The organism is Nocardioides sp. URHA0032 (assembly GCF_000620645.1).
In the GTDB taxonomy this organism is placed as follows: domain Bacteria; phylum Actinomycetota; class Actinomycetes; order Propionibacteriales; family Nocardioidaceae; genus Nocardioides.
The window spans coordinates 261267-283632 of record NZ_JIAV01000014.1; the positions used below are offsets into that span (position 1 = coordinate 261267).

Annotated in this window: 23 protein-coding genes; 8 read left to right on the forward strand and 15 right to left on the reverse strand. The window is 70.7% G+C overall.

What is annotated here, in order from left to right; all coding sequences use genetic code 11:
* The first annotated feature begins 98 nt into the window (after positions 1-98).
* A complete protein-coding gene (locus N538_RS0103290; protein WP_028636107.1) occupies positions 99-1481 on the forward strand; it encodes an aspartate aminotransferase family protein in 1383 nt (460 codons plus the stop codon).
* Positions 1482-1629: 148 nt separating this feature from the next.
* Positions 1630-2598, forward strand: coding sequence for a type IV toxin-antitoxin system AbiEi family antitoxin domain-containing protein (locus tag N538_RS23665; RefSeq protein WP_051548677.1), 969 nt, complete (start codon positions 1630-1632; stop codon positions 2596-2598).
* Positions 2599-2614: 16 nt separating this feature from the next.
* Here the strand turns inward: N538_RS23665 and N538_RS0103300 are convergent, their stop codons facing one another.
* From N538_RS0103300 to N538_RS0103315, 4 genes are read right to left on the reverse strand one after another with little or no spacing between them, the layout of a single operon-like run.
* Entirely contained in the window at positions 2615-3418 is an 804-nt protein-coding gene (locus N538_RS0103300; RefSeq protein WP_028636108.1) for an ABC transporter permease, read from the reverse strand.
* The gene (locus N538_RS0103305; RefSeq protein ID WP_036569277.1) at positions 3418-4323 is read right to left on the reverse strand and encodes an ABC transporter permease; all 906 of its coding nucleotides are present in this window, start codon (positions 4321-4323) and stop codon (positions 3418-3420) included. The genes N538_RS0103300 and N538_RS0103305 overlap by 1 nt, the downstream gene beginning before the upstream one ends.
* Positions 4323-5492 (reverse strand): ABC transporter ATP-binding protein, encoded by a 1170-nt coding sequence (locus N538_RS0103310; RefSeq protein ID WP_081790251.1) that lies wholly within the window; start codon positions 5490-5492, stop codon positions 4323-4325. Before N538_RS0103310 ends, N538_RS0103305 begins: the two co-directional genes overlap by 1 nt.
* A complete protein-coding gene (locus tag N538_RS0103315; RefSeq protein WP_036569279.1) occupies positions 5476-6645 on the reverse strand; it encodes a polyamine ABC transporter substrate-binding protein in 1170 nt (389 codons plus the stop codon). The genes N538_RS0103310 and N538_RS0103315 overlap by 17 nt, the downstream gene beginning before the upstream one ends.
* A 163-nt stretch (positions 6646-6808) precedes the next feature.
* Here N538_RS0103315 and N538_RS0103320 point away from each other — a divergent pair, with 163 nt between their 5' ends.
* Positions 6809-7282 carry an Lrp/AsnC family transcriptional regulator gene (locus N538_RS0103320; protein ID WP_028636112.1) on the forward strand — a complete coding sequence of 158 codons (474 nt, stop codon included), beginning with the start codon at positions 6809-6811 and terminating at the stop codon, positions 7280-7282.
* Positions 7267-8673 (forward strand): NAD(P)/FAD-dependent oxidoreductase, encoded by a 1407-nt coding sequence (locus N538_RS0103325; protein ID WP_081790252.1) that lies wholly within the window; start codon positions 7267-7269, stop codon positions 8671-8673. The genes N538_RS0103320 and N538_RS0103325 overlap by 16 nt, the downstream gene beginning before the upstream one ends.
* 3 nt (positions 8674-8676) lie before the next feature.
* Here the strand turns inward: N538_RS0103325 and N538_RS23670 are convergent, their stop codons facing one another.
* A complete protein-coding gene (locus N538_RS23670; RefSeq protein WP_051548679.1) occupies positions 8677-10107 on the reverse strand; it encodes a M1 family metallopeptidase in 1431 nt (476 codons plus the stop codon).
* 56 nt (positions 10108-10163) lie between these two features.
* Here N538_RS23670 and N538_RS0103335 point away from each other — a divergent pair, with 56 nt between their 5' ends.
* From N538_RS0103335 to N538_RS0103350, 4 genes are all read left to right on the forward strand, one after another.
* A complete protein-coding gene (locus tag N538_RS0103335) occupies positions 10164-11516 on the forward strand; it encodes a rhodanese-like domain-containing protein (RefSeq protein WP_028636114.1) in 1353 nt (450 codons plus the stop codon).
* A gap of 157 nt (positions 11517-11673) precedes the next feature.
* Positions 11674-12528, forward strand: a complete 855-nt coding sequence (locus N538_RS0103340; RefSeq protein WP_028636115.1) for a serine protein kinase RIO — start codon at positions 11674-11676, stop codon at positions 12526-12528.
* A 313-nt stretch (positions 12529-12841) separates the two neighbouring features.
* Positions 12842-13753 carry an LOG family protein gene (locus N538_RS23675; RefSeq protein WP_231496123.1) on the forward strand — a complete coding sequence of 304 codons (912 nt, stop codon included), beginning with the start codon at positions 12842-12844 and terminating at the stop codon, positions 13751-13753.
* Between the two features lie 27 nt (positions 13754-13780).
* The gene (locus N538_RS0103350; RefSeq protein ID WP_028636116.1) at positions 13781-15418 is read left to right on the forward strand and encodes a TIGR03767 family metallophosphoesterase; all 1638 of its coding nucleotides are present in this window, start codon (positions 13781-13783) and stop codon (positions 15416-15418) included.
* A gap of 119 nt (positions 15419-15537) precedes the next feature.
* On the opposite strand, the gene N538_RS28280 is transcribed toward N538_RS0103350, so the two are convergent.
* The 10 genes from N538_RS28280 to pyrH form a co-directional block, all read right to left on the reverse strand.
* Positions 15538-16281 carry a hypothetical protein gene (locus N538_RS28280; RefSeq protein ID WP_028636117.1) on the reverse strand — a complete coding sequence of 248 codons (744 nt, stop codon included), beginning with the start codon at positions 16279-16281 and terminating at the stop codon, positions 15538-15540.
* Positions 16281-17459, reverse strand: coding sequence for a hypothetical protein (locus N538_RS0103360; RefSeq protein ID WP_028636118.1), 1179 nt, complete (start codon positions 17457-17459; stop codon positions 16281-16283). Before N538_RS0103360 ends, N538_RS28280 begins: the two co-directional genes overlap by 1 nt.
* On the reverse strand, positions 17459-17737 hold the full coding sequence (locus N538_RS28285; protein ID WP_036569282.1) for a hypothetical protein: 279 nt from the start codon (positions 17735-17737) through the stop codon (positions 17459-17461). The genes N538_RS0103360 and N538_RS28285 overlap by 1 nt, the downstream gene beginning before the upstream one ends.
* Positions 17734-18006: an SAV_915 family protein gene (locus N538_RS23685; RefSeq protein ID WP_036569284.1), complete on the reverse strand. Its 273-nt coding sequence runs from the start codon at positions 18004-18006 to the stop codon at positions 17734-17736. Before N538_RS23685 ends, N538_RS28285 begins: the two co-directional genes overlap by 4 nt.
* A 38-nt stretch (positions 18007-18044) precedes the next feature.
* Complete coding sequence (rlmN, locus tag N538_RS0103375) at positions 18045-19175, reverse strand: 23S rRNA (adenine(2503)-C(2))-methyltransferase RlmN (RefSeq protein ID WP_028636119.1); 1131 nt, start codon at positions 19173-19175, stop codon at positions 18045-18047.
* A gap of 36 nt (positions 19176-19211) precedes the next feature.
* Positions 19212-19571, reverse strand: coding sequence for a hypothetical protein (locus N538_RS0103380; RefSeq protein WP_028636120.1), 360 nt, complete (start codon positions 19569-19571; stop codon positions 19212-19214).
* A 72-nt stretch (positions 19572-19643) separates the two neighbouring features.
* On the reverse strand, positions 19644-20153 hold the full coding sequence (locus tag N538_RS0103385; RefSeq protein ID WP_028636121.1) for a histidine phosphatase family protein: 510 nt from the start codon (positions 20151-20153) through the stop codon (positions 19644-19646).
* Positions 20153-21007, reverse strand: a complete 855-nt coding sequence (locus tag N538_RS0103390; protein WP_028636122.1) for a phosphatidate cytidylyltransferase — start codon at positions 21005-21007, stop codon at positions 20153-20155. Before N538_RS0103390 ends, N538_RS0103385 begins: the two co-directional genes overlap by 1 nt.
* Positions 21008-21021: 14 nt before the next feature.
* Positions 21022-21576, reverse strand: coding sequence for a ribosome recycling factor (frr, locus tag N538_RS0103395; protein ID WP_197025233.1), 555 nt, complete (start codon positions 21574-21576; stop codon positions 21022-21024).
* A 55-nt stretch (positions 21577-21631) separates the two neighbouring features.
* On the reverse strand, positions 21632-22345 hold the full coding sequence (gene pyrH, locus N538_RS0103400) for a UMP kinase (RefSeq protein ID WP_028636124.1): 714 nt from the start codon (positions 22343-22345) through the stop codon (positions 21632-21634).
* Positions 22346-22366: the final 21 nt, after the last annotated feature.

Sequence of the window (22366 nt, forward strand, 5' to 3'; positions counted from 1 at the left end):
CATCCTGTCACGCCGATCACGACGGATTCCGCGCAAATCACCCCTTCAGGCGACGGATTCACTTGCAATTCGCGTAGCCGACCGAGCATCATGGAGGCATGCACTCGGACACTCAACCGGACTACGAGCACCTCCAGCGCGCCGCGAAGGACCACCTGTGGATGCACTTCACGCGGCACTCGTCGTACGAGAACGCCGACGTGCCCATCATCGTCCGCGGTGAGGGCGCCTACATCTACGACGCCCAGGGCAAGCGCTACCTCGACGGCCTGGGCGGGCTGTTCGTGTCCCAGCTGGGCCACGGCCGCACCGAGCTCGCCGAGGCGGCCGCCGCGCAGGCCAAGGAGCTCGCGTTCCACCCGCTGTGGTCCTACGCGCACCCGAACGCGATCCTGCTCGCCGAGCGGATCGCGGGCTACGCGCCCGGCTCGCTGAACCGCGTCTTCTTCAGCAGCGGCGGCGGCGAGTCCGTCGAGACCGCCTGGAAGCTCGCGAAGAACTACTTCAAGCTCACCGGCAGGCCGATGAAGCACAAGGTGATCTCGCGGGCGATCGCCTACCACGGGACCACCCAGGGCGCGCTGTCCATCACCGGGCTGCCGCCGTTGAAGCAGCAGTTCGAGCCGCTGGTGCCTTCGACGTTCCGCGTGCCGAACACCAACATCTACCGGGCGCCGCTGTTCGGCGACGACCCCGAGGCGTTCGGTCGCTGGGCCGCCGACCAGATCGCGGTCGCGATCGAGAACGAGGGCCCCGACACCGTCGCCGCCGTCTTCCTCGAGCCGGTGCAGAACGCCGGCGGCTGCTTCCCGCCCCCGCCCGGCTACTTCCAGCGGGTCCGCGAGATCTGCGACGAGTACGACGTCCTGATGGTCTCCGACGAGGTCATCTGCGCCTTCGGCCGGCTGGGCCACATGTTCGGCGCCGAGCGCTACGGCTACGAGCCGGACATGATCACCTGCGCCAAGGGCATCACCTCGGGGTACGCCCCGCTCGGCGCGATGATCGCCTCGGACGAGCTGATGGAGCCGTTCCTCGAGGACGGCGCGATGTTCGCGCACGGCTACACCTTCGGCGGCCACCCGGTCTCCACCGCGGTCGCGATGAAGAACCTCGACATCTTCGAGGAGGAGAAGATCCTCGAGCACGTCCGCAGCAACGAGGACGCCTTCCGCGCCACCCTCGAGCGGCTGCGCGACCTGCCGATCGTCGGCGACGTCCGTGGCGACGGGTACTTCTACGGGATCGAGCTCGTCAAGGACAAGGCGACCCGCGAGACCTTCACCGACGAGGAGTGCGAGCGGATCCTGTTCGGCTTCGTCTCCAAGCAGCTCTTCGCCGAGGGCCTCTACTGCCGCGCCGACGACCGCGGCGACCCGGTCATCCAGCTCTCTCCTCCGTTGATCTGCGACCAGCAGCACTTCGACGAGATGGAGCAGGTCCTCCGCGTCGTCCTCGACAAGGCCTGGTCGCTCCTCTAGGCCGAGTCGGCGCAATCTCAGTCTTGCCGCCCGCCGAGTCGGCGCAGTCTCACTCCCGCCGCCCGCCGAGTCGGCGCAGTCTCAGCCCTTATCCACAGGCGACGACGCTCCGTGGTGACGGGTGCCCCGGGAGGGGCAGGCGAGATGCATGACGAAGAGATGGCTGGACCGCCTCGACGGACTCCCTCGGGGTCTGCCGTTCACGACCGCAACGGCCCGCTCGGCCGGCCTCAGCTACCAGGCGCTGTCGTACCTGACGCGGGCCGGCGCCCTGCGGCGCCCGGTGGCCGGGGTGTACGTCGACGCGGCGGTGCCCGACACCATCTCGATGCGCTGCGACGTGGTGCGCCTCGTCGTACCACCGGACTGCTTCATCTGTGATCGGACCGCGGCGTGGCTGCACGCCGGAGACCGGGCGCTGGGGCCGGGCGAGCATCTCGCCGTACCAGCCCTCTGCTGCTTCCGCCCCAGCGATGGTGGCCGCCTCCGCAACTCCCTGACCGACAGTGGCGAACGCGAGATCGCGCCACACGACCTGATGCAGCTCCACGGCCTCACCGTCACGACGCCGTTGCGAACAGCGCTCGATCTCGGACGCCTGCAGCCCACGCGCGACCTGAGGCTGCACGGAATGGACAGCATGCTCGGGCTCGGCGCCTTCGGTCACGACGAGCTGCTCGCTGAGGTGCCCCGGTTCAACCGGCGGCGCGGCGTCGTCCTCCTCCGCGTGCTCGCACCGCTCGCCGACCCCGGCTCCCAGTCGTTCGGCGAGTCAGCCCTGCGGCTTCGCTGGTACGACGCCGGACTGCCCGCTCCGCGCACCCAGATCCCGGTGGTCGTGGGCGAACGAGTCCTGTACTACATCGACATGGGTCTCGAGGAGCTCGGCATCGGCGCGGAGTACGACGGCGAGGCGTGGCACTCGAGCCCGGAGCAACGTGAGCACGACACCGTACGGCGGGCGCACCTGATCGACGTGGAGCGCTGGCAGATCGAGGTGTTCCGCCGTGAGCACGTCTTCGGTCACCACCAGGACGCCGACCTGCGACTGAAACGCCTCGCCGAGTCGGCGCAGTCTCAGCTGAGACTGCGCCGACTCGGCATCGCTCGAGACTGAGACTGCGCCGACTCGGCTAACGGGTGGCGAGCTTGGCGGTCCGGCGGCGGGAGTTGACCTCGCTGCCGACCACGATCAGCACCGAGACCATGAACATCAGCGTGCCGATGACGTTGACCTGCATCGGGATGCCGCGCTGGGCGACACCCCAGACGTACATGGGGAACGTCGTGGTGTTGCCGGCGTTGAGGTTCGTGACGATGAAGTCGTCGAAGGACAGCGAGAACGACAGCAGCGCCGCGCCCAGGATGCCCGGGAAGACCAGCGGGAACGTGATCCGCCAGAACGTCTGCCGCGGTGTCGCGTAGAGGTCCATCGCCGCCTGCTCGAGGTTGTCGTCCATGCCCGCCAGGCGGGCGCGCACCGTGACGACGACGAACGACAGGCAGAACATGACGTGCGCGATGAGGATCGTCCAGAAGCCCAGCTGGCCGGCGAAGCCCGCGGCGACGAACAGCGCGAGCAACGAGGAGCCCATCACGATCTCGGGCGTCGCCATCGGCAGGAAGATCAGCAGGTTCATCGAGGACCTGCCGAGGAAGTCGTGCCGGACCAGGGCGAAGGCCATCAGCGTCCCGAGGATCGTCGAGCCGATGGTCGCCAGCAGGCTGATCTGGATGCTCGTCCCGAGCGCGTGGCACATGCCCTCCGGCTCGCACGGGTTCAGCCAGTTGTGCAGGGTGAAGCCGTCGAAGCGGTAGATGAGCTTGCTGCTCGGGTCGTTGAAGCTCATCAGGACGACCACGAAGATCGGGACGAACGTGTAGAGCAGGATCAGGATCCCGAGGATCAGCACCAGGTGATCGCGCAGCCACCGCATCAGAGGAGCTCCTCCGTGCCGGCCCGGCGCACGTAGAACAGCACCATCGCGACGATCAGGATCATCAGGATCATCGACAGGGCACCGGCCGCCGGGTAGTCGTTGGCCTGCGTGAAGAGGTTCTGGATCACGTTGCCGACCATCCGCTGGTTCGGGCTGCCGAGCAGCTGGGCGTTGATGTAGTCGCCGGCCGCCGGGATGAACGTCAGCAGCGTGCCGGAGACGACACCGGGCAGCGACAGCGGCCAGGTCACCTTCCAGAAGCCGACGAACGGGTTCGCGTAGAGATCGCTCGACGCCTCGATCAGGCGGTGGTCGATCTTGTCGATGCTGGCGAACAGCGGCAGCACCATGAACGGCAGGAAGTTGTAGACGATGCCGCAGATCACGGCGAACGGCGTGGCGAGCAGCCGGCCGTCAGGCCCCAGCAGGTGCACCGCCTGCAGCGAGTTCACGATGAGGCCACCGTCGGCCAGGATCAGCTTCCACGACAGCGTGCGGACCAGGAAGCTGGTGAAGAACGGCGCGATGACCAGCACCAGCATGAGGTTCTTCCAACGGCCGGCCTTGAACGCGATCGCGTACGCCAGCACGTAGCCGAGGACCAGGCAGATCAGCGTCGCCAGCCCGGCGTACCAGAGCGAGCGGAGCAGCGGCTCCCAGTAGTCCTGGATCGCGTGCCAGTAGTTGGAGAACTGGTAGCTCATCTCGTAGCCGCTGAACACCGACCCGCCCGGGTCGTACAGGCTCGTGGCGACCAACGAGTAGAACGGGATGACGAAGAACAGCGCGAGCCAGACGACTCCCGGCACCAGCAGGACGTAGCCGGTGAGGCCGCGGCGCCGACTCGAGTCGTCGGAGGCGGGAGCGGTCGTCACCGGCGCCGTGCCGGCGGTGCTCGCCATCAGTCCGTGCCTTCCTGGGCCCCGGCCCTGGCGTCCTGGCTGGCATCGAGGAGGAAGGCGTAGTCCGGCCGCCAGGACAGGTCGACCTGCTCGCCGGAGCGATAGATCCGCCGGTGGCCGGTGTTCTGCGCAAAGACCTGGAGCTCCTGGCCCCACGGCATCCGGACGAGGTACTGGGTGCTGACCCCGACGAAGCTGACATCGCTCACCACACCCCCCGGCACCGAGTTGCCGGGCGCATCGAGCTGCTCGCCCGGGTCGCCGATCAGCACCTTCTCCGGGCGGATGCCGATCCAGCCCTTGTCGCCGTCGGCGTGCGAGCGGGCCGCCGGGACCGACACGTCGATCCCGTGCATGTCGACGGTGACCAGGTCTCCCGAGCGGCCCTTGATGGTGCCCTCGATGAGGTTCGACTGGCCCAGGAAGTTCGCGACGAACGTCGTGCGCGGGTTCTCGTACAGCTCCTCGGGAGCACCCATCTGCTCGATGACGCCGGCGTTCATGACCGCAACCGTGTCGGCCATGGTCATGGCCTCCTCCTGGTCGTGGGTCACGTGGATGAACGTGAGGCCGACCTCGGTCTGGATCCGCTTGAGCTCGATCTGCATGTTGCGCCGGAGCTTGAGGTCGAGTGCGCCGAGCGGCTCGTCGAGCAGCAGCACCTCGGGCTTGTTGATCAGCGCCCGGGCCAGCGCGACCCGCTGCTGCTGGCCGCCCGAGAGCTGTGCCGGCCGCTTGCGCGTCTGGCTGTCGAGCTCGACCAGGGACAGCATCTCCTTGACCTGCGCGTCGACGTTCCCGGCCTTGCGCCGCTTGAGGCCGAAGGCGACGTTCTCGTAGATGTCGAGGTGCGGGAAGAGCGCGTAGTTCTGGAAGACGGTGTTCACCGGGCGCTTGTACGGCTTCGCGTAGGTGATGTCCTGGCCGGCCAGCGTGATCCCGCCCGAGGTGGGCGTCTCCAGGCCGGCGACCATCCGCAGGGTCGTCGTCTTGCCGCACCCCGACGGGCCGAGGAGGGCGAAGAACGAGCCCCGGGGTACGTCGAGGTCGAGGTCGTCGACCGCCGTGAAGGCGCCGAACGACTTGGTGAGGTTCTCGAGCCGCAGTCCGTCGAAGGACGCGCGCGCCGGCGCCCTCCGCTCCTGCGCCACGTCAGCCGACGATGACATCGTTGAAGTCTCCTTCGTACTGCTGGGACTGCTGGTCGGTCAGGGGCATGAAGTCGAACGCGTCCACGAGGTCCTCGTTGTCCGGGAAGATCAGCTTGTTGTCGACGAGGGAGGGATCGATCTTCTCCATCTCCTGCTTCGCCCCCTCGACCGGGCAGATGTAGTTGACCCAGGCGGCGAGCTTCGCCGCGACCTCGGGCTCGTAGTAGTAGTTCATCCAGGCCTCGGCGTTCGCCTGGTGCTCCGCGAGGTTCGGCACCATCATGTTGTCCGCCCAGAGGGAGAGCCCCTCCTCGGGCGTGACGAACTTGATGTCGGGGTTGTCGAACTGCGCCTGGATCACGTCGCCGGACCACGCCTCGCAGGCGACGATGTTCCCCGCCGCGAGGTCCTGGATGTACTCGTTGCCGGTGAACGACCGGACCTGGCCGCTCGCGACGACCTCCTGGAGCCGGTCGATCGCCTTGCTCCACTCCGCGTCGGTGAACTTGTCGGGATCGGCGCCGACGACGCGCAGCATGAACGCCATCGTGTCGCGCATCTCCGAGAGCAGCGTCATCCGGCCCTTGAGGTCGGAGCGGGTCAGCAGCTCCTCGAAGCTCTTGACCTCCGGCACCTTCGCGGCGTTGTAGGCGATGCCGGTCAGGCCCGCCTGCCACGGTGCGTGGAACTTCAGGTCCTTGTCCCACTGCCGGTTGCGCAGTGGCTCGATGAGGTTCTTGTGGACGTTCGGGATCTTGTCCGCATCCAGGGGCTGGATCCAGCCCAGCCCGATCATCCGGGCCGCCATCCAGTCGGTCATGATGATCATGTCCCGGTTGATGGTCTGGCAGGACCCGAGCTGGTTCTTCACCTTCGCGAAGAACTCCGCGTTGTCGTTGATGTCGTCGGTGTAGTCGACCTCGATGCCGGTGCGCTCGGTGAACACCGACGCGGTCGACGTCGACTTCTTGCGCGGGTCGATGTACGCCGGCCAGTTCGAGACGATGACCTTCTTCTCGGTGTCCGAGAGGTCGGTCGCCCGGCAGTCTGCCGGGACCTGCTTGGCACCGGAGACGCCGAAGAGCGGGAGCTTGAGCGCCGCCAGACTGACGCCGGCGAAGGCAACGGCGCCGCCTCCGTGGAGCAGTCCCCTGCGGGTCAGTCCGGTCATGCGGCTCCTATCGCGAAGGCAGCTGGATCCCTCGGATCGTGTCACGTGGACGCCCTCGCGACAAGCGAAACCGTCGATCCGAAACACGCTCGCAACGAAATCGCTTGTCCACACGCCGCGAAGACCTTTGACCCGCCTGCGCCGATGGGGAACCATCACGCCCATGACCAGGAAGCCCGGACGTCCCGCGACGCAGCTCGACGACGTGTCCAAGGCGATCATCGAGCAGCTCCAGCAGGACGGGCGCCGTTCGTACGCCGCGATCGGCAAGGTGGTCGGGCTCTCCGAGGCCGCCGTCCGCCAGCGGGTCCAGCGGCTGATCGAGAGCGGCGTGATGCAGGTGGTCGCGGTGACCGACCCTCTGGAGCTCGGGTTCGCCCGCCAGGCGATGGTCGGCATCCGGGTCACGGGCGCCCTCGAGCCGATCGCCGACAAGATCGCCGAGCTGAACGAGGTGGACTACGTCGTGGTGACCGCGGGCTCCTACGACCTCCTCGTCGAGGTCGTCTGCGAGAGCGACGAGCACCTGCTCGAGCTGATCTCGGAGCGGATCCGCGCGATCGAGGGGGTCGCCGCGACCGAGACCTTCATGTACCTGCGACTGCGCAAGCAGACCTACTCGTGGGGTGTCCGCTGAACCTGACGGAGAAGGACCCGCACTGGGAGCGCCTCTCGCTGTGGCACGACACGGTCATCACGGACTGGTCGCCCCGGGCCGGCCTGCGTGGGGACACGGAAGCCGACGTGGCGATCGTGGGAGCCGGTTTGACCGGCCTGTGGACGGCGTACTATCTCGCCGAGGCGGACCCGTCCCTGCGGATCGTCGTGCTCGAGGCCGAGACCGCGGGGTACGGCGCGTCCGGCCGCAACGGCGGCTGGTGCTCGGCCCTCTTCCCCGCGTCGCTGTCGACGCTGGCAGGGATGTCGGACCGCGACGGCGCGCTCGCGCAGCACCGGGCGATGCGCGAGACCGTCGACGAGGTCGCTCGCGCGGCGGCTGCCGAGGGCATCGACGCGGATCTCGCCAAGGGCGGCACCATCGTGCTAGCCCGCAGTCGCGCCCAGCTGCGCCGGGCACGACGGGAGGTCGCCGAGGCCCGCACGTGGGACCGCGACGAGGACGACCTACGGTTGCTCGGCAAGGCCGAGGCGCAGGCCGTGCTGCGCGGCACCCGCACGGTCGGGGCGACGTACACCCCCGACTGCGCCGCGATCCATCCGGCCAAGCTCGTGCGGGGGCTCGCCGACGCGGTCGAGCGCCGCGGGGTCACCATCCACGAGCGCACGCGGGTGCACGCCATCGCGCCGGGCCGGGCGCACACTGCCGACGGCGACGTCCGGGCGCGCACGGTGATCCGGGCGACCGAGGGCTACACGGCGACGCTGGCCGGGCACGAGCGCGCGATGATCCCGGTCTACTCGCTGGTGATCGCGACCGAGCCGCTCTCCGCGTCGACCTGGGACGAGATCGGGCTCGCGCGGCGCGAGACGTTCAGCGACCACCGGCACCTGATCGTCTACGGGCAGCGCACGGCCGACGACCGGCTGGTGTTCGGCGGCCGGGGCGCGCCGTACCACTTCGGATCGCGCACCAACCCGGAGTTCGACCAGGACCAGAAGGTGTTCGCGCGTCTCTACGCCACCCTCATCGACCTGTTCCCGGCGCTCGAGGGCGGCACCCGTGTCACGCACGCATGGGGCGGCGCGCTCGGCATCCCCCGCGACTGGTGCGCCTCGGTCGGCCTGGACCGCGAGACCGGCGTCGGCTGGGCCGGCGGGTACGTCGGGGACGGGGTGAGCACCACGAACCTCGCCGGCCGCACGCTGCGGGACCTGGTCCTCGAGCGCGACACCGAGCTCACCCGGCTGCCCTGGGTGGGGCACCGGTCCCCCGCCTGGGAGCGCGAGCCGCTGCGCTGGCTGGGCATCAACGCCGGGCTGCGCGCGATGACGCTCGCCGACGCCGAGGAGTCGGTGACCCGCCTCCCCAGCCTGGCCGCCAAGGTCGTCTCGCCGCTCCTCGGATAGCCGTCAGCCGAGGCCGTTGGCCGCGGTGTCCGCCGGCTTCGAGTCCGAGTGCAGCCAGGCGTCGAAGAAGCCGGTCAGGTCCGCGCCGCTGACCGACTCCGCAAGCGTCTCGAACTCGGTCGTGTCGCCGTTGCCGCCCTGGTGGTCGGTGACCCACTGGTGGATCAGCTCGGAGAAGTGCTGGTCGCCGATCCGGTTGCGCAGCGCGGCAAGCGCCATCCCGCCGCGGTCGTACACGAACGACGCGAAGATCGGCCCCACGCAGTCCTCGTGGTCCGGGCACGGGTCCGCGACCTCGTGGTTCCAGAACGCGTCGCCGGCAGGGATGTCGCCGTACTCGTCGCGCATCAGCTCATCGGTCGTCGGACCGCCGTGCGTCTCGGTGTAGAAGTTCTCGAAGTAGGTCGCCCAGCCCTCGTTGAGCCAGATGTCCGTCCAGCCCCGGACCGCGACCGAGTCGCCGAACCACTGGTGCGCGAGCTCGTGCGCCACGGTCCGCACGGCGCCGGGGCTGTCGCCCATGAAGGGGTACGTCGGGCGGGTCTGGTTCTCCAGCGCGAAGCCGACGGGCAGCGCGGTGGTCAGCCCCCCGGCCTCGGCGAACGGGTAGTCGCCGATGACGCCCTCGAGCCAGTGCAGCAGCGTCGGGGTCTGCTTCATCAGCCCCATGGCCACCTGCCGCGACGTGGTGCCCAGGCCCTTCGAGACCGCGACGTACCAGGGCCGTCCGCCCGCGTGGCCCCTGGCGATCTCGTAGGAGCCGGCCGCGAAGAACGCGAGGTAGGGCACCATCGGCTCGCCCGCCTCCCACGTCGTGGTGGCGAGGCCGCGCCGCACGGTGCGTCCGACCTGGCGGCCGTTCCCGACGACCTGCTTCTGCTTCGGCACCGTGATCGACATCCGCACCGTCGACCTGTCGAGCGGGTGGTCGTTGGCGGGGAACCACCAGGGCGCCATGTGCGGCTGGTTCATCGCGACGACCTCGTGCCGGTCGGCGAGCCAGTTGCTCTCGCCCGCGTAGGAGTAGTGGCCGGGCGCGCCGGCGTAGCGCACGACGACCCGCGCGGACTCGCCGTCCGCGAGCGGAGCGTCGATCGACAGCTCGTGGTGGGTCTGGTCGAACGGGGCGCGGTGCCCGTCGACCTCCACCCGCGACACCGGCAGCAGGAAGTCGAGGTCGAACCCGGACAGTGCCTCGGTCGCGGTCAACCGCAGGGCCGTCCACCCGGAGAGCCGCCCGGAGGCGAAGCGGTAGCGGTCGTGGATGTCGTAGGACTGCACGTCGATCCCGCCGTTCCCGTCCAGCGGGAAGTACGGGTCACCGATCCCCGGGGCGCCGTGCGGCGCGGCGGCGTACGACGCCGGCGAGCCGGCCAGCGAGGAGACCGCCAGACCGGCGGCGACAGTGAGTGCGAGCACGCGGCGTCGGGTCACCTCGGCATGCTATAACTTTAGTAAGTCACTCGACTTTAAGAAGAAGGAGTACGCCGATGCAGGTCGTCACGCTGGAGATCCCGGAGCTCGGCAACCGCTCCCACCTCGTCCACGACGGGGTGCGCGCCCTGGTCGTCGACCCGCCCCGGGACGTCACGGTGGTCGAGCGCGCCGCCGAGGCGGCCGGCGTCGAGATCGCGGCGGTGGCCGACTCCCACGTGCACAACGACTACCTGTCGGGGGCGCTCGCGCTGGCCCGGCGGCACGGCGCCGACTACCTCCTCGCCGCCGACGAGCCGGTCCGCTTCGAGCGGGTCGGGGTCCGCGACGGCGACGTGGTCCCCGTCGGGCGGCTCGACGTGACCGTCGTGGCGACGCCCGGCCACACCCGTCACCACCAGGCCTTCCTGGTCCGCCACCACGACGAGCCGACCGATCCGGCGGCGCTCTTCAGCGGCGGCAGCCTGCTGCGCGGCACCGTCGGCCGGACGGACCTGGTCGACGACCGGCTCACCCACGACCTCGCGCGTCAGCAGTGGGCCAGCGCGAGGTTGCTCGGTGCGCTCGACCCGGCCACGACCTTGCACCCCACCCACGGCTTCGGCAGCTTCTGCGCGGCCGCACCGGCCACGGACGGCGGCCGGACCGTCGGCGACCAACTGCGCACCAACCCGGCGCTGACCACCAACCGCGAGCGGTTCGTCGCCGAGCTGGTCGCCGGGTTCGGACCGGTCCCGTCGTACTACGGTCACATGGCCCCCTTGAACCGGGCCGCCGCCGGCGCCGGTCTCCCCCGGCCGGCCCGTCCCGTGACGGCCGAGCAGGTCACCGACGCCGTGCTCGCCGGGGTGTGGGTCATCGACCTGCGGTCCCGCGATGCCTTCGCCCGGGGACACCTGCCGGGGACGGTCAGCGTGGAGTACGGCACCCAGTTCGCGACGTACGTCGGCTGGCTGGTGCCGTGGCACGACGACCTGGTGCTGCTGTGCGACCGGCCCGAGGAGATCGAGCGGGCGCTGACCGACCTGGCGGCGATCGGCATCGACGGGCCCGACACGCACGTGCTGGACACCGGGTCGGCGCTCACCGCGACGTACCGCCGCGCCGGGTGGCAGGAGTACCTCGAGGCGGCCGGACCGAAGGTCGTCGTCGACGTGCGGCAGCAGCACGAGTTCGACGCCGGGCACCTGCCCGGCGCGCTGCACGTCCCGGTGCAGGACGTCGACGTCCGCGGCCGGGACCTGCCGTCCGGCGAGCTCTGGGTCCACTGCCGGTCGGGCTACCGCGCGGGCATCGCCGCCAGCCTGCTGCACCGGATGGGCCGCAGCGTCGTCCACGTGGACGACGCGTGGGACCGGGTCGTCGAGCTGGCCATCCCGACCGTCGCGACCGGCGGTGTCGCGGCGTAGCGGCGTAATTCGGTTGCCCGTCCCGGGCCGGGCCGGAAGGATCGCACCAGCGTCCGGACCGGCCGGGTGCTCCACGAGAGGAGGCGCGACATGTCCACGACTGTTGCTGGCCTGTCCGCAGACCGCCTCCTCTCCCACACCTGGAGCACCACCACCGATGTCCCACGACTTCTCCGAGACCTCTGATCTCGACCCCACCTTCGTCTTCGAGTTCCAGACCTACGACGAGGTCGGCGACGGCCAGCGCTGGTCGACCTGGCTCAGCGTGGAGCCGCTCTGCCGCGGCCCGGAGCCCCGCCCCGACTGGGTGGTGACCTCGCAGGCCGCGGTTGACACCGAGCTCGGCATCCTCAAGACGGGCAAGGAGGCCGACGCGTTCCTGCTCGAGCGGGCGGTCCCCGGCAGCGACGCCCCCGGTGAGTCCGTCGTCATGGTCGCCAAGCGCTACCGCGGCGAGGACCACCGCGACTTCCACCGATCCGCGGCGTACACGGCCGGCCGGAAGGTCCGCAACAGCCGCGACAACCGGGCGATGGTCCGCAAGTCCGCACACGGCCGGGCGGTCGCCGCCGGGCAGTGGGCGTGGGCCGAGTGGCAGGCGCTCGTGCGCTGCCACGGGCTCGGTCTCGCGGTCCCCTACCCGGTCCAGATCGACGGCACCGAGCTCCTCATGGAGTGGATCACCGTGGACGGCGAGACGGCGCCCCGCCTGGCGCAGACCCGGCCCGGCGAGGACCTGCTGGCCTCGTACTTCGACCAGGTCCGCGACTTCCTCTCCGAGCTGGCGCGACACGGACTGGTGCACGGCGACCTGTCGCCGTACAACATCCTCGCCGCCGGCGAGCAGCTGGTCGTGATCGACCTGCCGCAGATGGTGGACCTGGTCGGCAACCCGGAGGGCATGGACTTCCTGCTGCGCGACTGCACGAACGTCTGCTCGTGGTTCCGCGCGCGGGGACTCGCGGTCGACGAGCACGACCTCTTCGGAGACCTGATGTCCCACGCGTTCTGAGCTGCCCCAGCCCGAGCCTGCGAGGGCTGGGAATCAGCAGCCAGGTCGAGTAGCCGCGCGAGCGAGGAACGAGCTCGCGACCGGCGTATCGAGACCGACCTGTCCCACGGGGTCTCGATACGCCGCCGCTCGTCCCTCGCGACGGCTACTCGACCGACGACGAGAGAGCCCCACCGGGTCTCGAGACGCCGCCGCTCGTCCCTCGCGACGGCTACTCGACCACCGACGAGAGCCGCCCCAGCGGGTCTCGGCTGCTCGACCGACGACGGGTTGGACGCGGTCGGCACCGGCCCCGTGAGACTACTGTCGCGGCGTGAAGCCACGCGCCGTGCCGTCGACGACCGAGCTCGGGGTGGAGCAGTGGTTCGCCGACCACCCGGAGATCCCGGTCGACACCACGCGCGAGGCGCTCTACACAGCGCGCGAGCTCTACGACACCGAGCGGTACGCCGACTCGCTGGACGCCCGCGCCCACGCCTGGTCGGGGTCGCCGTTCACGCGCGACGCGGCGCTGGCCAGGGCGCTGCACGACCACGCGATCGACGTCGCGCTCGAGGACTGGGTGTCCGGTCGCCGGCTGGTCGGCGTGATGGGCGGGCACCGGCTCGAGCGCGACCAACCGGCGTACGCCGACGCCGCCCGCCTCGGCGCCGGGCTGGGCCGGGGCCTGGTCGTCGCGACCGGGGGCGGCCCGGGCGCGATGGAGGCGGCCAACCTCGGCGCGCAGTTCAGCGACCGTCCCGACGACCTGGACGCGGCTCTGGCGATGCTGGCCGAGGTGCCGTCGTACCGCCCGTCGGTCGACGCATGGGTACGTCGGGCGTTCGACGTGCGGGAGCGGTTCCCGAGCGAGGTCGACACGCTCGGCATCCCCACCTGGCACTACGGCCACGAGCCGCCGAACGCCTTCGCGTCGGCGATCGCGAAGTACTTCAGGAACTCCACGCGCGAGGCGATCCTGCTCCAGGTCTGCGACGCCGGGATCGTGTTCCTCCCCGGCGTGGGCGGCACCGTGCAGGAGGTGTTCCAGGATGCCTGCGAGAACTACTACGCCGACGCGGCGACGGTGGCGCCGATGGTGCTGGTCGGCGCGGCGTACTGGACCGAGGAACTCCCGGCGTGGCCGCTCCTCGAGCGGCTCGCGCGCGGCCGGCCGATGGAGGGCCGGGTCCACCTCGTCGACTCCCCCGCCGAGGCCGTGAACCTGCTCATTCCGGGGACGTGAACGCGCGGCGAACCCTAGATTGACGCGGTGCAGATCTCTCGTCGCGACCTCCTCCGCTCCTCCGCCGCCGTAGCCGGCAGCGCCACCGTCCTGAGCGGCGTCGGCGGGCTCTCCGCCGCTGCCGTCGCCGGCACCGTCCACCCGGTCGGACGCGTGGACGGCGGCGCCCTGACCACGCGCCAGGCGGTGCTCGTCCGAGGTACGCCGGGTGCCGGCGGGTACGGCCCGGTCGTCACCGCCGCGGGTGAGTCGTGGCTGGTGCGCTCCGACCTCGGCACCAAGCCGAAGCGGGGCCGCGCGAAGCGTCGCAAGCCGCTGGTCGCGTTCGCCCAGGTCAGCGACGTCCACCTCGTCGACTCCGAGTCCCCGATGCGGGTCGAGAACGCCGAGTCGTTCAGCAGCTCGGCGTACCGCCCGCAGGAGTTCCTCACCCTGCACGTCGCGGAGTCGATGGTCCAGGGCATCAACGCCGTGAAGAACGGTCCGGCCACCGGCAAGCCGATCGCGTTCACGCTGCAGACCGGCGACAACGCCGACAACGCGCAGTACAACGAGGTCCGCTGGAACATCGACATCCTCGACGGCGGCGCCATCACCCCGGACTCCGGCGACCACACCAGGACGGAGAGCGTCGCGGAGACCGACCCGGCGCTGTACGACGTGATGTTCTGGCATCCCGAGGGCACGCCGGCGGGGCTGGTCGACGACGACCCGCGCACCAAGTACGGCTACCCGACCATCCCGGGGCTGCTCACCAAGGCCCGGGCGCCGTTCGACGCCACCGGGCTCGACATGCCGTGGTACAGCGTGATCGGCAACCACGACAAGCTCGTCCAGGGCAACAACCATCCGGACGACTCCAGCCAGTCGCGGGCGACCGGGAACCAGAAGACGCTCAGCACCAAGAAGCTCACCGTCACCGCCGACCCCAACCGCCGCGAGCTGAGCACCGCCGAGATCGTCGACGAACACTTCACGACGACCGGCTTCCCCGTCGGCCACGGCTACACCGAGGACAACCGCGCCGACGGCACGGCGTACTACACCTTCGACAAGGGCCTGGTCCGCTTCGTCGTGATGGACACCGTGAACGCGAACGGCGGTGACGACGGCTCGCTGAGCAGGTCCGAGTTCGCCTGGATCAAGGACGTCATCGCGTCGTCGAAGCGCAAGCTGCTGGTCTTCTCGAGCCACCACCCGTCGTGGAGCATGGTCAACACCCTGGAGGGCGACGTCGACCCCGGCCCGCGGGTCCTCGGCACGGCACTGGTCGCGGAGCTGCTGAAGCACGACAACGTGATCGCCTGGATCAACGGCCACACCCACACGAACAACATCAAGGCGCACGTCCGCAAGCGGAAGGGGCAGGTCGTCAACGGCTTCTGGGAGGTCAACACCGCCTCCCACATCGACTGGCCGCAGCAGGGCCGGGTCGTGGAGATCGCGGACAACAAGGACGACACGCTCTCGATCTTCTGCACGATGCTCGACCACGCCGCGCCCACCGCGTGGTCGCCGGACCAGCTCGACGAGCCGATCCAGCTCGCGGCGCTGTCCCGCGAGCTCGCCGCGAACGACTGGCAGGAGCGCAACCGCGACCGCCGGGGCGCGCGCACGGCGCGCAACGTCGAGCTGGTGGTGCGGACGCCGAGGTTCCTGCGCTGAGCGAGGCGGCGCGGCGCCCGACGTAGCGTCCCGCAGGGAAGCTCGTCCACGGCGCCGACGCCAGGAAGCGGTGCTGGCCGGACGGCGGATCGACGTGGCGCCGCGGTGAACGTCTCGTGCTAGCTGCGCCGGATCTCCGCGACCACCTCGGGCGTGCCCATCCGCGCTCGCACGCCGGGGTCGACCAGGCACCGGGCGACCAGCTCGGCGACGACGACCGGGGGCTCGGCCAGGTAGCGGCTGTCGACCGCGAGGACGCCGGCGGGGGCGCTCGGCTCCCGACGCCACAGCCACCGGGTGCGGACAACGGGCTGCGGCGGCGGGCCGCTCAGCGTCAGCGCCAGCGGCTCGCCCGGCACGACACCGGAGACGTGCTCCCACGGGACCGACCAGCTGACGGCCTCCTTGCGCTGCTCGATGCCGCTCGGCGTGAGGTAGAGCCCGCCCGGCGCCACCCGGCCGCGCACGGCGGCGACCAGCGGCGTGGCGAACCCGATCGCGATCACCAGCAGCACGACCCGGGTCGCGATCTGGTCGGCGACCAGGCTGCCGGCCAGCGCCCAGAGGGCGAGCAGCACGGGCACGACCACCGACAGGACGAACGGCACCGGCGAGCGCAGGAACGCCGTGGCGGACGCGCCGGACGGCGCCTCGGCCGTCGTGAGGCCGGGCCGGTGGCGGACGTACCAGCTGTCGAAGCCGACGAGCGCGAATCCACCCGCGGCGACCAGGAGCAGCAGAGTGCCGCCGACGAGCCCGAGCGTGCGGTCCCTGGCGTACCCGACCACGGCTGCCCCGAGCAGGGCCAGGAGGATGTAGCCGAGGGCGTAGACCAGGTTGCGGCCGTTGCGTGCGTCGCTCATCAGCCGAACAGCCCTCCGATGCCGTCGACCACGGCGCCCGCGCCGTCCGCGATCGCGCCGCCGGTGTCCTCGAGCGCGTCGACACCGGAGTCGACCGCCGCGCCGACGTCCGGACCGTTCTCGAACAGCGAGTCGATCGCGCCGGAGGTGAAGATGCCGACGCCGGCACCGACGACCGCCCCGGCCGCCGTACCGACGCCGGGCACCGGGACGAAGCTGCCCACGACCGCACCGGTCGCGGCGCCGGCGCCGACCGAGGCGAGGAAGCCGCCGGCGCCGGACGCCGTCGCCTGGACGGGGTCCTCGCCACCGGCGATGTCGAGGCCGATGCCGGCGATCGCCAGCGCACCGCTGCCCTTGAGCGGGATCGACTTGCCGGCCTTCGCCAGGTCGTCGGCGCCCGCGGCCATCTCGTCGGCGTTCCTCGCGGTCTGGCCCCAGTGGTCCAGGTCGTCGTACAGCCGGCTCAGGTCACCGGGGTCGGCCCGGAGCCGGGAGAGGTTCTCGGCGGCGAGATCGCCGAAGTACCGCGAGGTGCCGCGCAGGGCGGAGGCGTTGAACTCCATGACCCCGCCCGCGAAGCCGCCCGCGATGTCGGCCGCATTGAGCACCCAGTCCGGTCCCTCGAGCCCGCGGTACTCGTCCTGCAGGCCCTGCGTGGCGGCCGTCAGCTCCGAGCGCGTCTCGGCGGCGTCGGCCGCGGCCTTGTTGTAGGCGCGGATCTTGTCCTGCTGCTCGTTCCAGGCGTCCACCGCGGCGTTGTAGGCGTTCGCCGCCTCCGGCGAGATCGGGCCGGTCGGCGGCGGTCCCGGGTCGGCGGGGCCGGCGCCGGGCTCCTGGATGAGGTACGCCGTGACGACCAGGCCGGCGCCCTGCGCCGTTCCCCTGATGTCGGCCATCCGGTTCTGGAGGTTGGCCAGCTTCGTGGCGAAGGCGTCCAGGGCGCCGGCGACCCCGGAGGCGGCAGAGGCGAGCGCGTCGGCGCGACCGACCGCGGTGCCCATCGTGCCCGCGAACGTGCTGCCGGTCTGGCCCTGCCAGTCCGACGCCGCGGTCGACCGCGCGGCCGCGAGCGCGTCGGCGCTGGACGAGACGGCCTTGCCCAGGGAGCTGCGCAGCCAGTCGGCCGCGGCCTCGATGGAGCCGGGCGAGCCCTTGATCTCGGTATCGACCGGCATCACGGCTCTCCCGTCAGGAAGCCCTGCTGGACGCCGAGGTCGACGTCGAGGAACGACGTCGCCGACATCCGCACCTTGCCGCTCGCCGCGGCCAGCCCCTCGCTGAGACCGGCGGCGCTCTCGCTGACCCGGGCCAGGAGCGCCTCGACCATCGCGGTCGCCTCACCGGCGTCGACGCCGGCAGGTGCCGACCCCGCCGTACCGTCCAGGTCCGTCCGGGCGTGGTCGAGGCTGGTCGCGATCGACTCGGCGGTCGCCCACGTCAGGTCGATGGTCACGACGCCTCCACGCGGGCAGGACGCTGGTCGAGGAAGATCAGGTCGTACGGCGCGGCGTCGTACGCGCGCTGCAGGTCCGGGACCGTCAGCAGTACCCAGGGCGAGTCGGAGCGGTAGTACTCGACGAGCCGGTCGAGCGCGGAGTACACGAACAGCGCGACCCGACCATCGTCCGTGCGGTGCACCGCCAGCCGCGTCTCGTCGCCCTCGCCCGGCGCCAGCGTGGGTGCGTACACCACGGGCGGGAAGGGTGGGCGGTCCGTCGTCATGCGGCGAGCGTTCCCGGCGCGGCTGGTGGGGAAACCGCTCAGGCCTCGGTCGCGGCGAGCTGTCCGCAGGCCCCGTCGATCTCGCGGCCGCGGGTGTCGCGGACCGTCGTCGGGATGCCCTTCGCCTCCAGCCGGCGCACGAACTCGCGCTCGTCGGCCGGCTCGGACGCCGTCCACTTCGAGCCGGGGGTCGGGTTGAGAGGGATCAGGTTCACGTGGACCCAGCCCCAGTCGCCGCGCGCGAGCAGGACGTCGGCGAGCAGGTCGGCGCGCCAGGCCTGGTCGTTGATGCCGCGCATCATGGCGTACTCGATCGAGACGCGACGCTTGGTGACCCGGGCGTAGTTCCACGCGGCGTCGACGGTCTCGGCGACCGAGAAGCGCGTGTTGATCGGGACCAGCTCGTTGCGCAGCTCGTCGTCGGGGGCGTGCAGGCTGAGCGCGAGCGTGACCGGGATGCCCTCCTCGGCCAGCTGGAGCATCCGGGGCACGAGGCCGACCGTGGAGACGGTGACGCCGCGGGCGCTCATCCCCAGGCCGTCGGGCTGCGGGTCGGTGAGCCGTCGTACGGCGCCGATCACCGCGCGGTAGTTGGCCATCGGCTCGCCCATGCCCATGAAGACGACGTTCGAGACCCGGCCCGGACCGCCCGGCACCTCGCCGCGGGCCAGCGACCGCGCAGCGGCCACGACCTGCTCGACGATCTCCCCGGTCGACATGTTCCGCTGCAGCCCGCCCTGCCCGGTGGCGCAGAACGGGCAGGCCATGCCGCAGCCGGCCTGGCTGGACACGCAGACGGTGGCCCGATCGGGGTAGCGCATCAGGACCGACTCGACGAGCGCGCCGTCGAAGAGCTTCCAGAGCGTCTTGCGGGTGGTGCCGCGGTCGGCCTCCATGGTGCGCAGCGGCGTCATCAGCGTCGGCAGCAGCGCGCCGACCAGCTCGTCGCGCTGGCCGGCCGGGAGGTCGGTCATCTCCGCTGGGTCGTCGGTCAGCCGGGCGAAGTAGTGGGTGGCGAGCTGCTTGGCCCGGAAGCCCGGCAGGCCGAGCTCCTTGACCCACTCGACCCGCTCGTCGGGTGTGCAGCCGGCCAGGTGCCGCGGCGGCTTCCGCCGCCCGACGGGCTCGTCGAAGACCAGGGGAAGGGGGGTGCGCTCGTCGTCGGACATCAGACGCCGATCATCCCATCCGGGGGGCGGTGCGCCCTAACTCTGGCGGTTGACCAGGTACCAGAGCACGAGACCCGCCACGCCGCCGATGACCAGGCCGGTCGTGACCATGCCGATCAGCATGTACGCCCCGAACCGCCGGGTGCGGGGTGCGATCACCAGCCCGAACGGGATCACCAGCGTCACGAGCACGAACGGGAAGAGGTCCTCGGCCGTGTGGGACTCGAAGACCAGGCCCAGCACCGCCGCGAACAGCCCCGGCACCACGATCACGAAGGCGAGGCCCGTGAAGAACCCGGTGAGCGCGGTGAACGTCGGGTGGTCGCGGTGCCACCAGTCCGGGGCACGCGCGTCATCGGTCGCGGCCTGCTCGGCGTTCTCCTGCTCGGTCGACATCACCTCGATGCTATGTGTCCCACCCCCGAGCGGCCGTCGCGGCATGCCGTCGGAGGTGCAAGGTGTGACCGATCACGCGACCTCGATGACGTCGGGCATCCGCAGCGCCGCCCAGCGGTCGAGGTCGGGCTCGGAGCCCGTCAGCTCCGCGGCAAGCAAGGTCCACGCCGTGCCGTGGCCGACCAGGACCAGGTCCTCGCCCGGGTGCTCGTCGATGAGACCCCGCACGACGGTCACCACCCGGTCCCGGGTGTGTGCCAGCGGCTCCCAGCCGTCGTGGGCCGGTACGCCTGGCTCGGCGAACGCGCGACGAACGGTCGTCTCGACGTCGTCCAGCCAGTCGGAGGTCTCCCGGACCTGCTCGCGCAGGCCGTCCACGATCGCCACGTCGTCGTCGGTCAGCAGCTGCGCGGTCGCGATCGCCTTGGCCTCGGGCGAGGTGAACCACCGGGCGCGCCGCGGCAGTCGGCCGGACTCGCGCAGCGCCCAGATGTCGTCGAACCCGGCCGGGTCGAGCTCCCAGGCGCTGGCCAGCAGTCCCTCGTCGACGACGGGTCGGCCGTGCCGCACGAGGTACAGCATCAGAACACGAGGTAGTGCAGCAGCAGCCAGATCGGCGCGACTGTCGCGAGCAGCGAGTCCAGCCGGTCCATCAGGCCGCCGTGGCCCGGGATCACCTGGCTCATGTCCTTGATGCCGAGGTCGCGCTTGATGACCGACTCGCAGAGGTCGCCCAGGGTCGCCATCACGACCGCGATCAGGCCCAGGAGGAGCCCGACCCACCAGTCGCCGTCGAGCAGGTAGACGACGAGCGCCCAGCCGGCGGCGAGGCAGAACACCACGGAGCCGGCGAAGCCCTCCCAGGACTTCTTCGGCGAGATGACCGGAGCCATCGGGTGCCGCCCGAACAGCACGCCGGCGACGTACCCGCCGATGTCGGAGGCGATCGTGACGACGATGAACGCGATGATCCCCTGCACGCCGGCGTCGTCGAGGCCGTGGCCGTTCACGCCCCCGCCCTCGGACAGCAGCAGCGCGACGAACGAGCCGAGGAACGGGACGTAGACCAGGCTGAACACCGACGCCGTGGCGTCCTGGACGTAGCCCTCGACGCCGCGCCGGAGCAGCCACAGCATCGTCACCAGCGCGGTGACGGCCGTCGCGGTCACGAGCGCGGGGGCGCCCCAGAAGTAGGCGACGACGACCATGACGACGCCGCCGAGCATCAGCGGCTGCTCGGGCAGGTCGATGCCCTTCGCGGAGAAGCCGCGACCGAGCTCCCAGATCGCGACGACCACCGCGGCCGCGACGATGAACATGAACGCCGTCTTCCAGAACAGCAGCGACACCGCGATCGCCACGAGCAGCACGATCGCGCTCGCGAAGGCAGCGCGCAGGTCACGACCGGCGCGGCCGTGGTTCTTCACCTCGGTCATGGGTGTCGAGCGGCTCAGACCTCGAGCAGCTCGGACTCCTTGTTCTTCAGCATCTCGTCGATGGCGTCGGTGTGCTTCTTGGTCATGCCGTCGAGGCGCTTCTCGGCGCCCGTGACGTCGTCCTTGCCGACCTCGCCGTCCTTCTCGAGCTTCTCGAGCTGCTGCTTCGCCGTACGCCGGAGGTTGCGGACCGCCACCCGGCCGTCCTCCGCCTTCCCCCTGGCGACCTTGATGTACTCCTTGCGGCGCTCCTCGGTGAGCTCGGGGAACACGCAGCGGATCACCTTGCCGTCGTCGGCCGGGTTCACGCCCAGGTCCGACTCGCGGATCGCCTTCTCGATGTTCTGCATGGAGCCCTGGTCGAACGGCGCGATCAGGATGACGCGCGCCTCGGGCGCCGTGAACGACGCGAGCTGCTGGATCGGGGTGGGCGAGCCGTAGTAGTCGACGACGATCTTGCTGAACATGCTCGGGTGTGCCCGGCCGGCCCGGATCGCCGCGAACTCCTCGCGCGTCGACTCGACCGACTTGTCCATCTTGCTGTCGGCCTCGTTGAGGATGTCGTTGATCACGGCTTCTCCTGCTCAGTCACGCTGGGTCGCTGGTTGCTGGCTCGGGCGCGGGTCAGCCGGCGCTGACGAGCGTGCCAATCTTCTCACCCTGCACGACGCGCAGGATGTTGCCCTCGGGCTCCATGCCGAAGACGACCATCGGCAGCTTGTTCTCGCCGCACAGGGCGAACGCCGTCTGGTCCATGATCCGCAATCCGCGGCCGATCGCCTCGGCGTACGTGAGCTCGTCGAACTTGGTCGCGGTCGGGTCGAGGTGCGGGTCGGCGGTGTAGACGCCGTCCACGCCGCTCTTGGCGACGAGCACGACGTCGCACCTGCTCTCCAGCGCCCGCTGGACGGCGACGGTGTCCGTGGAGAAGAACGGCATGCCCATGCCGGCACCGAAGATGACCACGCGACCCTTCTCCATGTGCCGGATCGCGCGCCGCGGGATGTACGGCTCGGCGACCTGGCCCATCGTGATCGCGGTCTGGACACGCGTCTCGACGCCCATCTTCTCCAGGAAGTCCTGCAGGGCCAAGCAGTTCATGACGATGCCCAGCATGCCCATGTAGTCCGCGCGGACCCGGTCCATGCCGCGCTGGTGGAGCTCGGCGCCGCGGAAGAAGTTGCCACCTCCGGTCACGACCGCGATCTGCACCCCGGCCCGCGCGACCGCTGCGATCTCGCGGGCGACCGTCTGGACGACGTCGGGATCGACCCCGACCTTGCCACCCCCGAAGACCTCGCCGGACAGCTTGAGCAGGACGCGGTGGTAACCGGTCACGGGCGGCTCCTTCGTGGAGTG

What these genes read in the sequence shown, in the direction of transcription:
- N538_RS0103290 (WP_028636107.1), top strand. Translation starts at nt 99, where the DNA reads ATGCACTCGGACACTCAACCGGACTACGAGCACCTCCAGCGCGCCGCG.
- N538_RS23665 (WP_051548677.1), top strand. Translation starts at nt 1,630, where the DNA reads ATGACGAAGAGATGGCTGGACCGCCTCGACGGACTCCCTCGGGGTCTG.
- N538_RS0103300 (WP_028636108.1), bottom strand. Translation starts at nt 3,418, where the DNA reads ATGCGGTGGCTGCGCGATCACCTGGTGCTGATCCTCGGGATCCTGATC.
- N538_RS0103305 (WP_036569277.1), bottom strand. Translation starts at nt 4,323, where the DNA reads ATGGCGAGCACCGCCGGCACGGCGCCGGTGACGACCGCTCCCGCCTCC.
- N538_RS0103310 (WP_081790251.1), bottom strand. Translation starts at nt 5,492, where the DNA reads ATGTCATCGTCGGCTGACGTGGCGCAGGAGCGGAGGGCGCCGGCGCGC.
- N538_RS0103315 (WP_036569279.1), bottom strand. Translation starts at nt 6,645, where the DNA reads ATGACCGGACTGACCCGCAGGGGACTGCTCCACGGAGGCGGCGCCGTT.
- N538_RS0103320 (WP_028636112.1), top strand. Translation starts at nt 6,809, where the DNA reads ATGACCAGGAAGCCCGGACGTCCCGCGACGCAGCTCGACGACGTGTCC.
- N538_RS0103335 (WP_028636114.1), top strand. Translation starts at nt 10,164, where the DNA reads ATGCAGGTCGTCACGCTGGAGATCCCGGAGCTCGGCAACCGCTCCCAC.
- N538_RS0103340 (WP_028636115.1), top strand. Translation starts at nt 11,674, where the DNA reads ATGTCCCACGACTTCTCCGAGACCTCTGATCTCGACCCCACCTTCGTC.
- N538_RS28280 (WP_028636117.1), bottom strand. Translation starts at nt 16,281, where the DNA reads ATGAGCGACGCACGCAACGGCCGCAACCTGGTCTACGCCCTCGGCTAC.
- N538_RS0103360 (WP_028636118.1), bottom strand. Translation starts at nt 17,459, where the DNA reads ATGCCGGTCGATACCGAGATCAAGGGCTCGCCCGGCTCCATCGAGGCC.
- N538_RS23685 (WP_036569284.1), bottom strand. Translation starts at nt 18,006, where the DNA reads ATGACGACGGACCGCCCACCCTTCCCGCCCGTGGTGTACGCACCCACG.
- rlmN (WP_028636119.1), bottom strand. Translation starts at nt 19,175, where the DNA reads ATGTCCGACGACGAGCGCACCCCCCTTCCCCTGGTCTTCGACGAGCCC.
- N538_RS0103380 (WP_028636120.1), bottom strand. Translation starts at nt 19,571, where the DNA reads ATGTCGACCGAGCAGGAGAACGCCGAGCAGGCCGCGACCGATGACGCG.
- N538_RS0103385 (WP_028636121.1), bottom strand. Translation starts at nt 20,153, where the DNA reads ATGCTGTACCTCGTGCGGCACGGCCGACCCGTCGTCGACGAGGGACTG.
- N538_RS0103390 (WP_028636122.1), bottom strand. Translation starts at nt 21,007, where the DNA reads ATGACCGAGGTGAAGAACCACGGCCGCGCCGGTCGTGACCTGCGCGCT.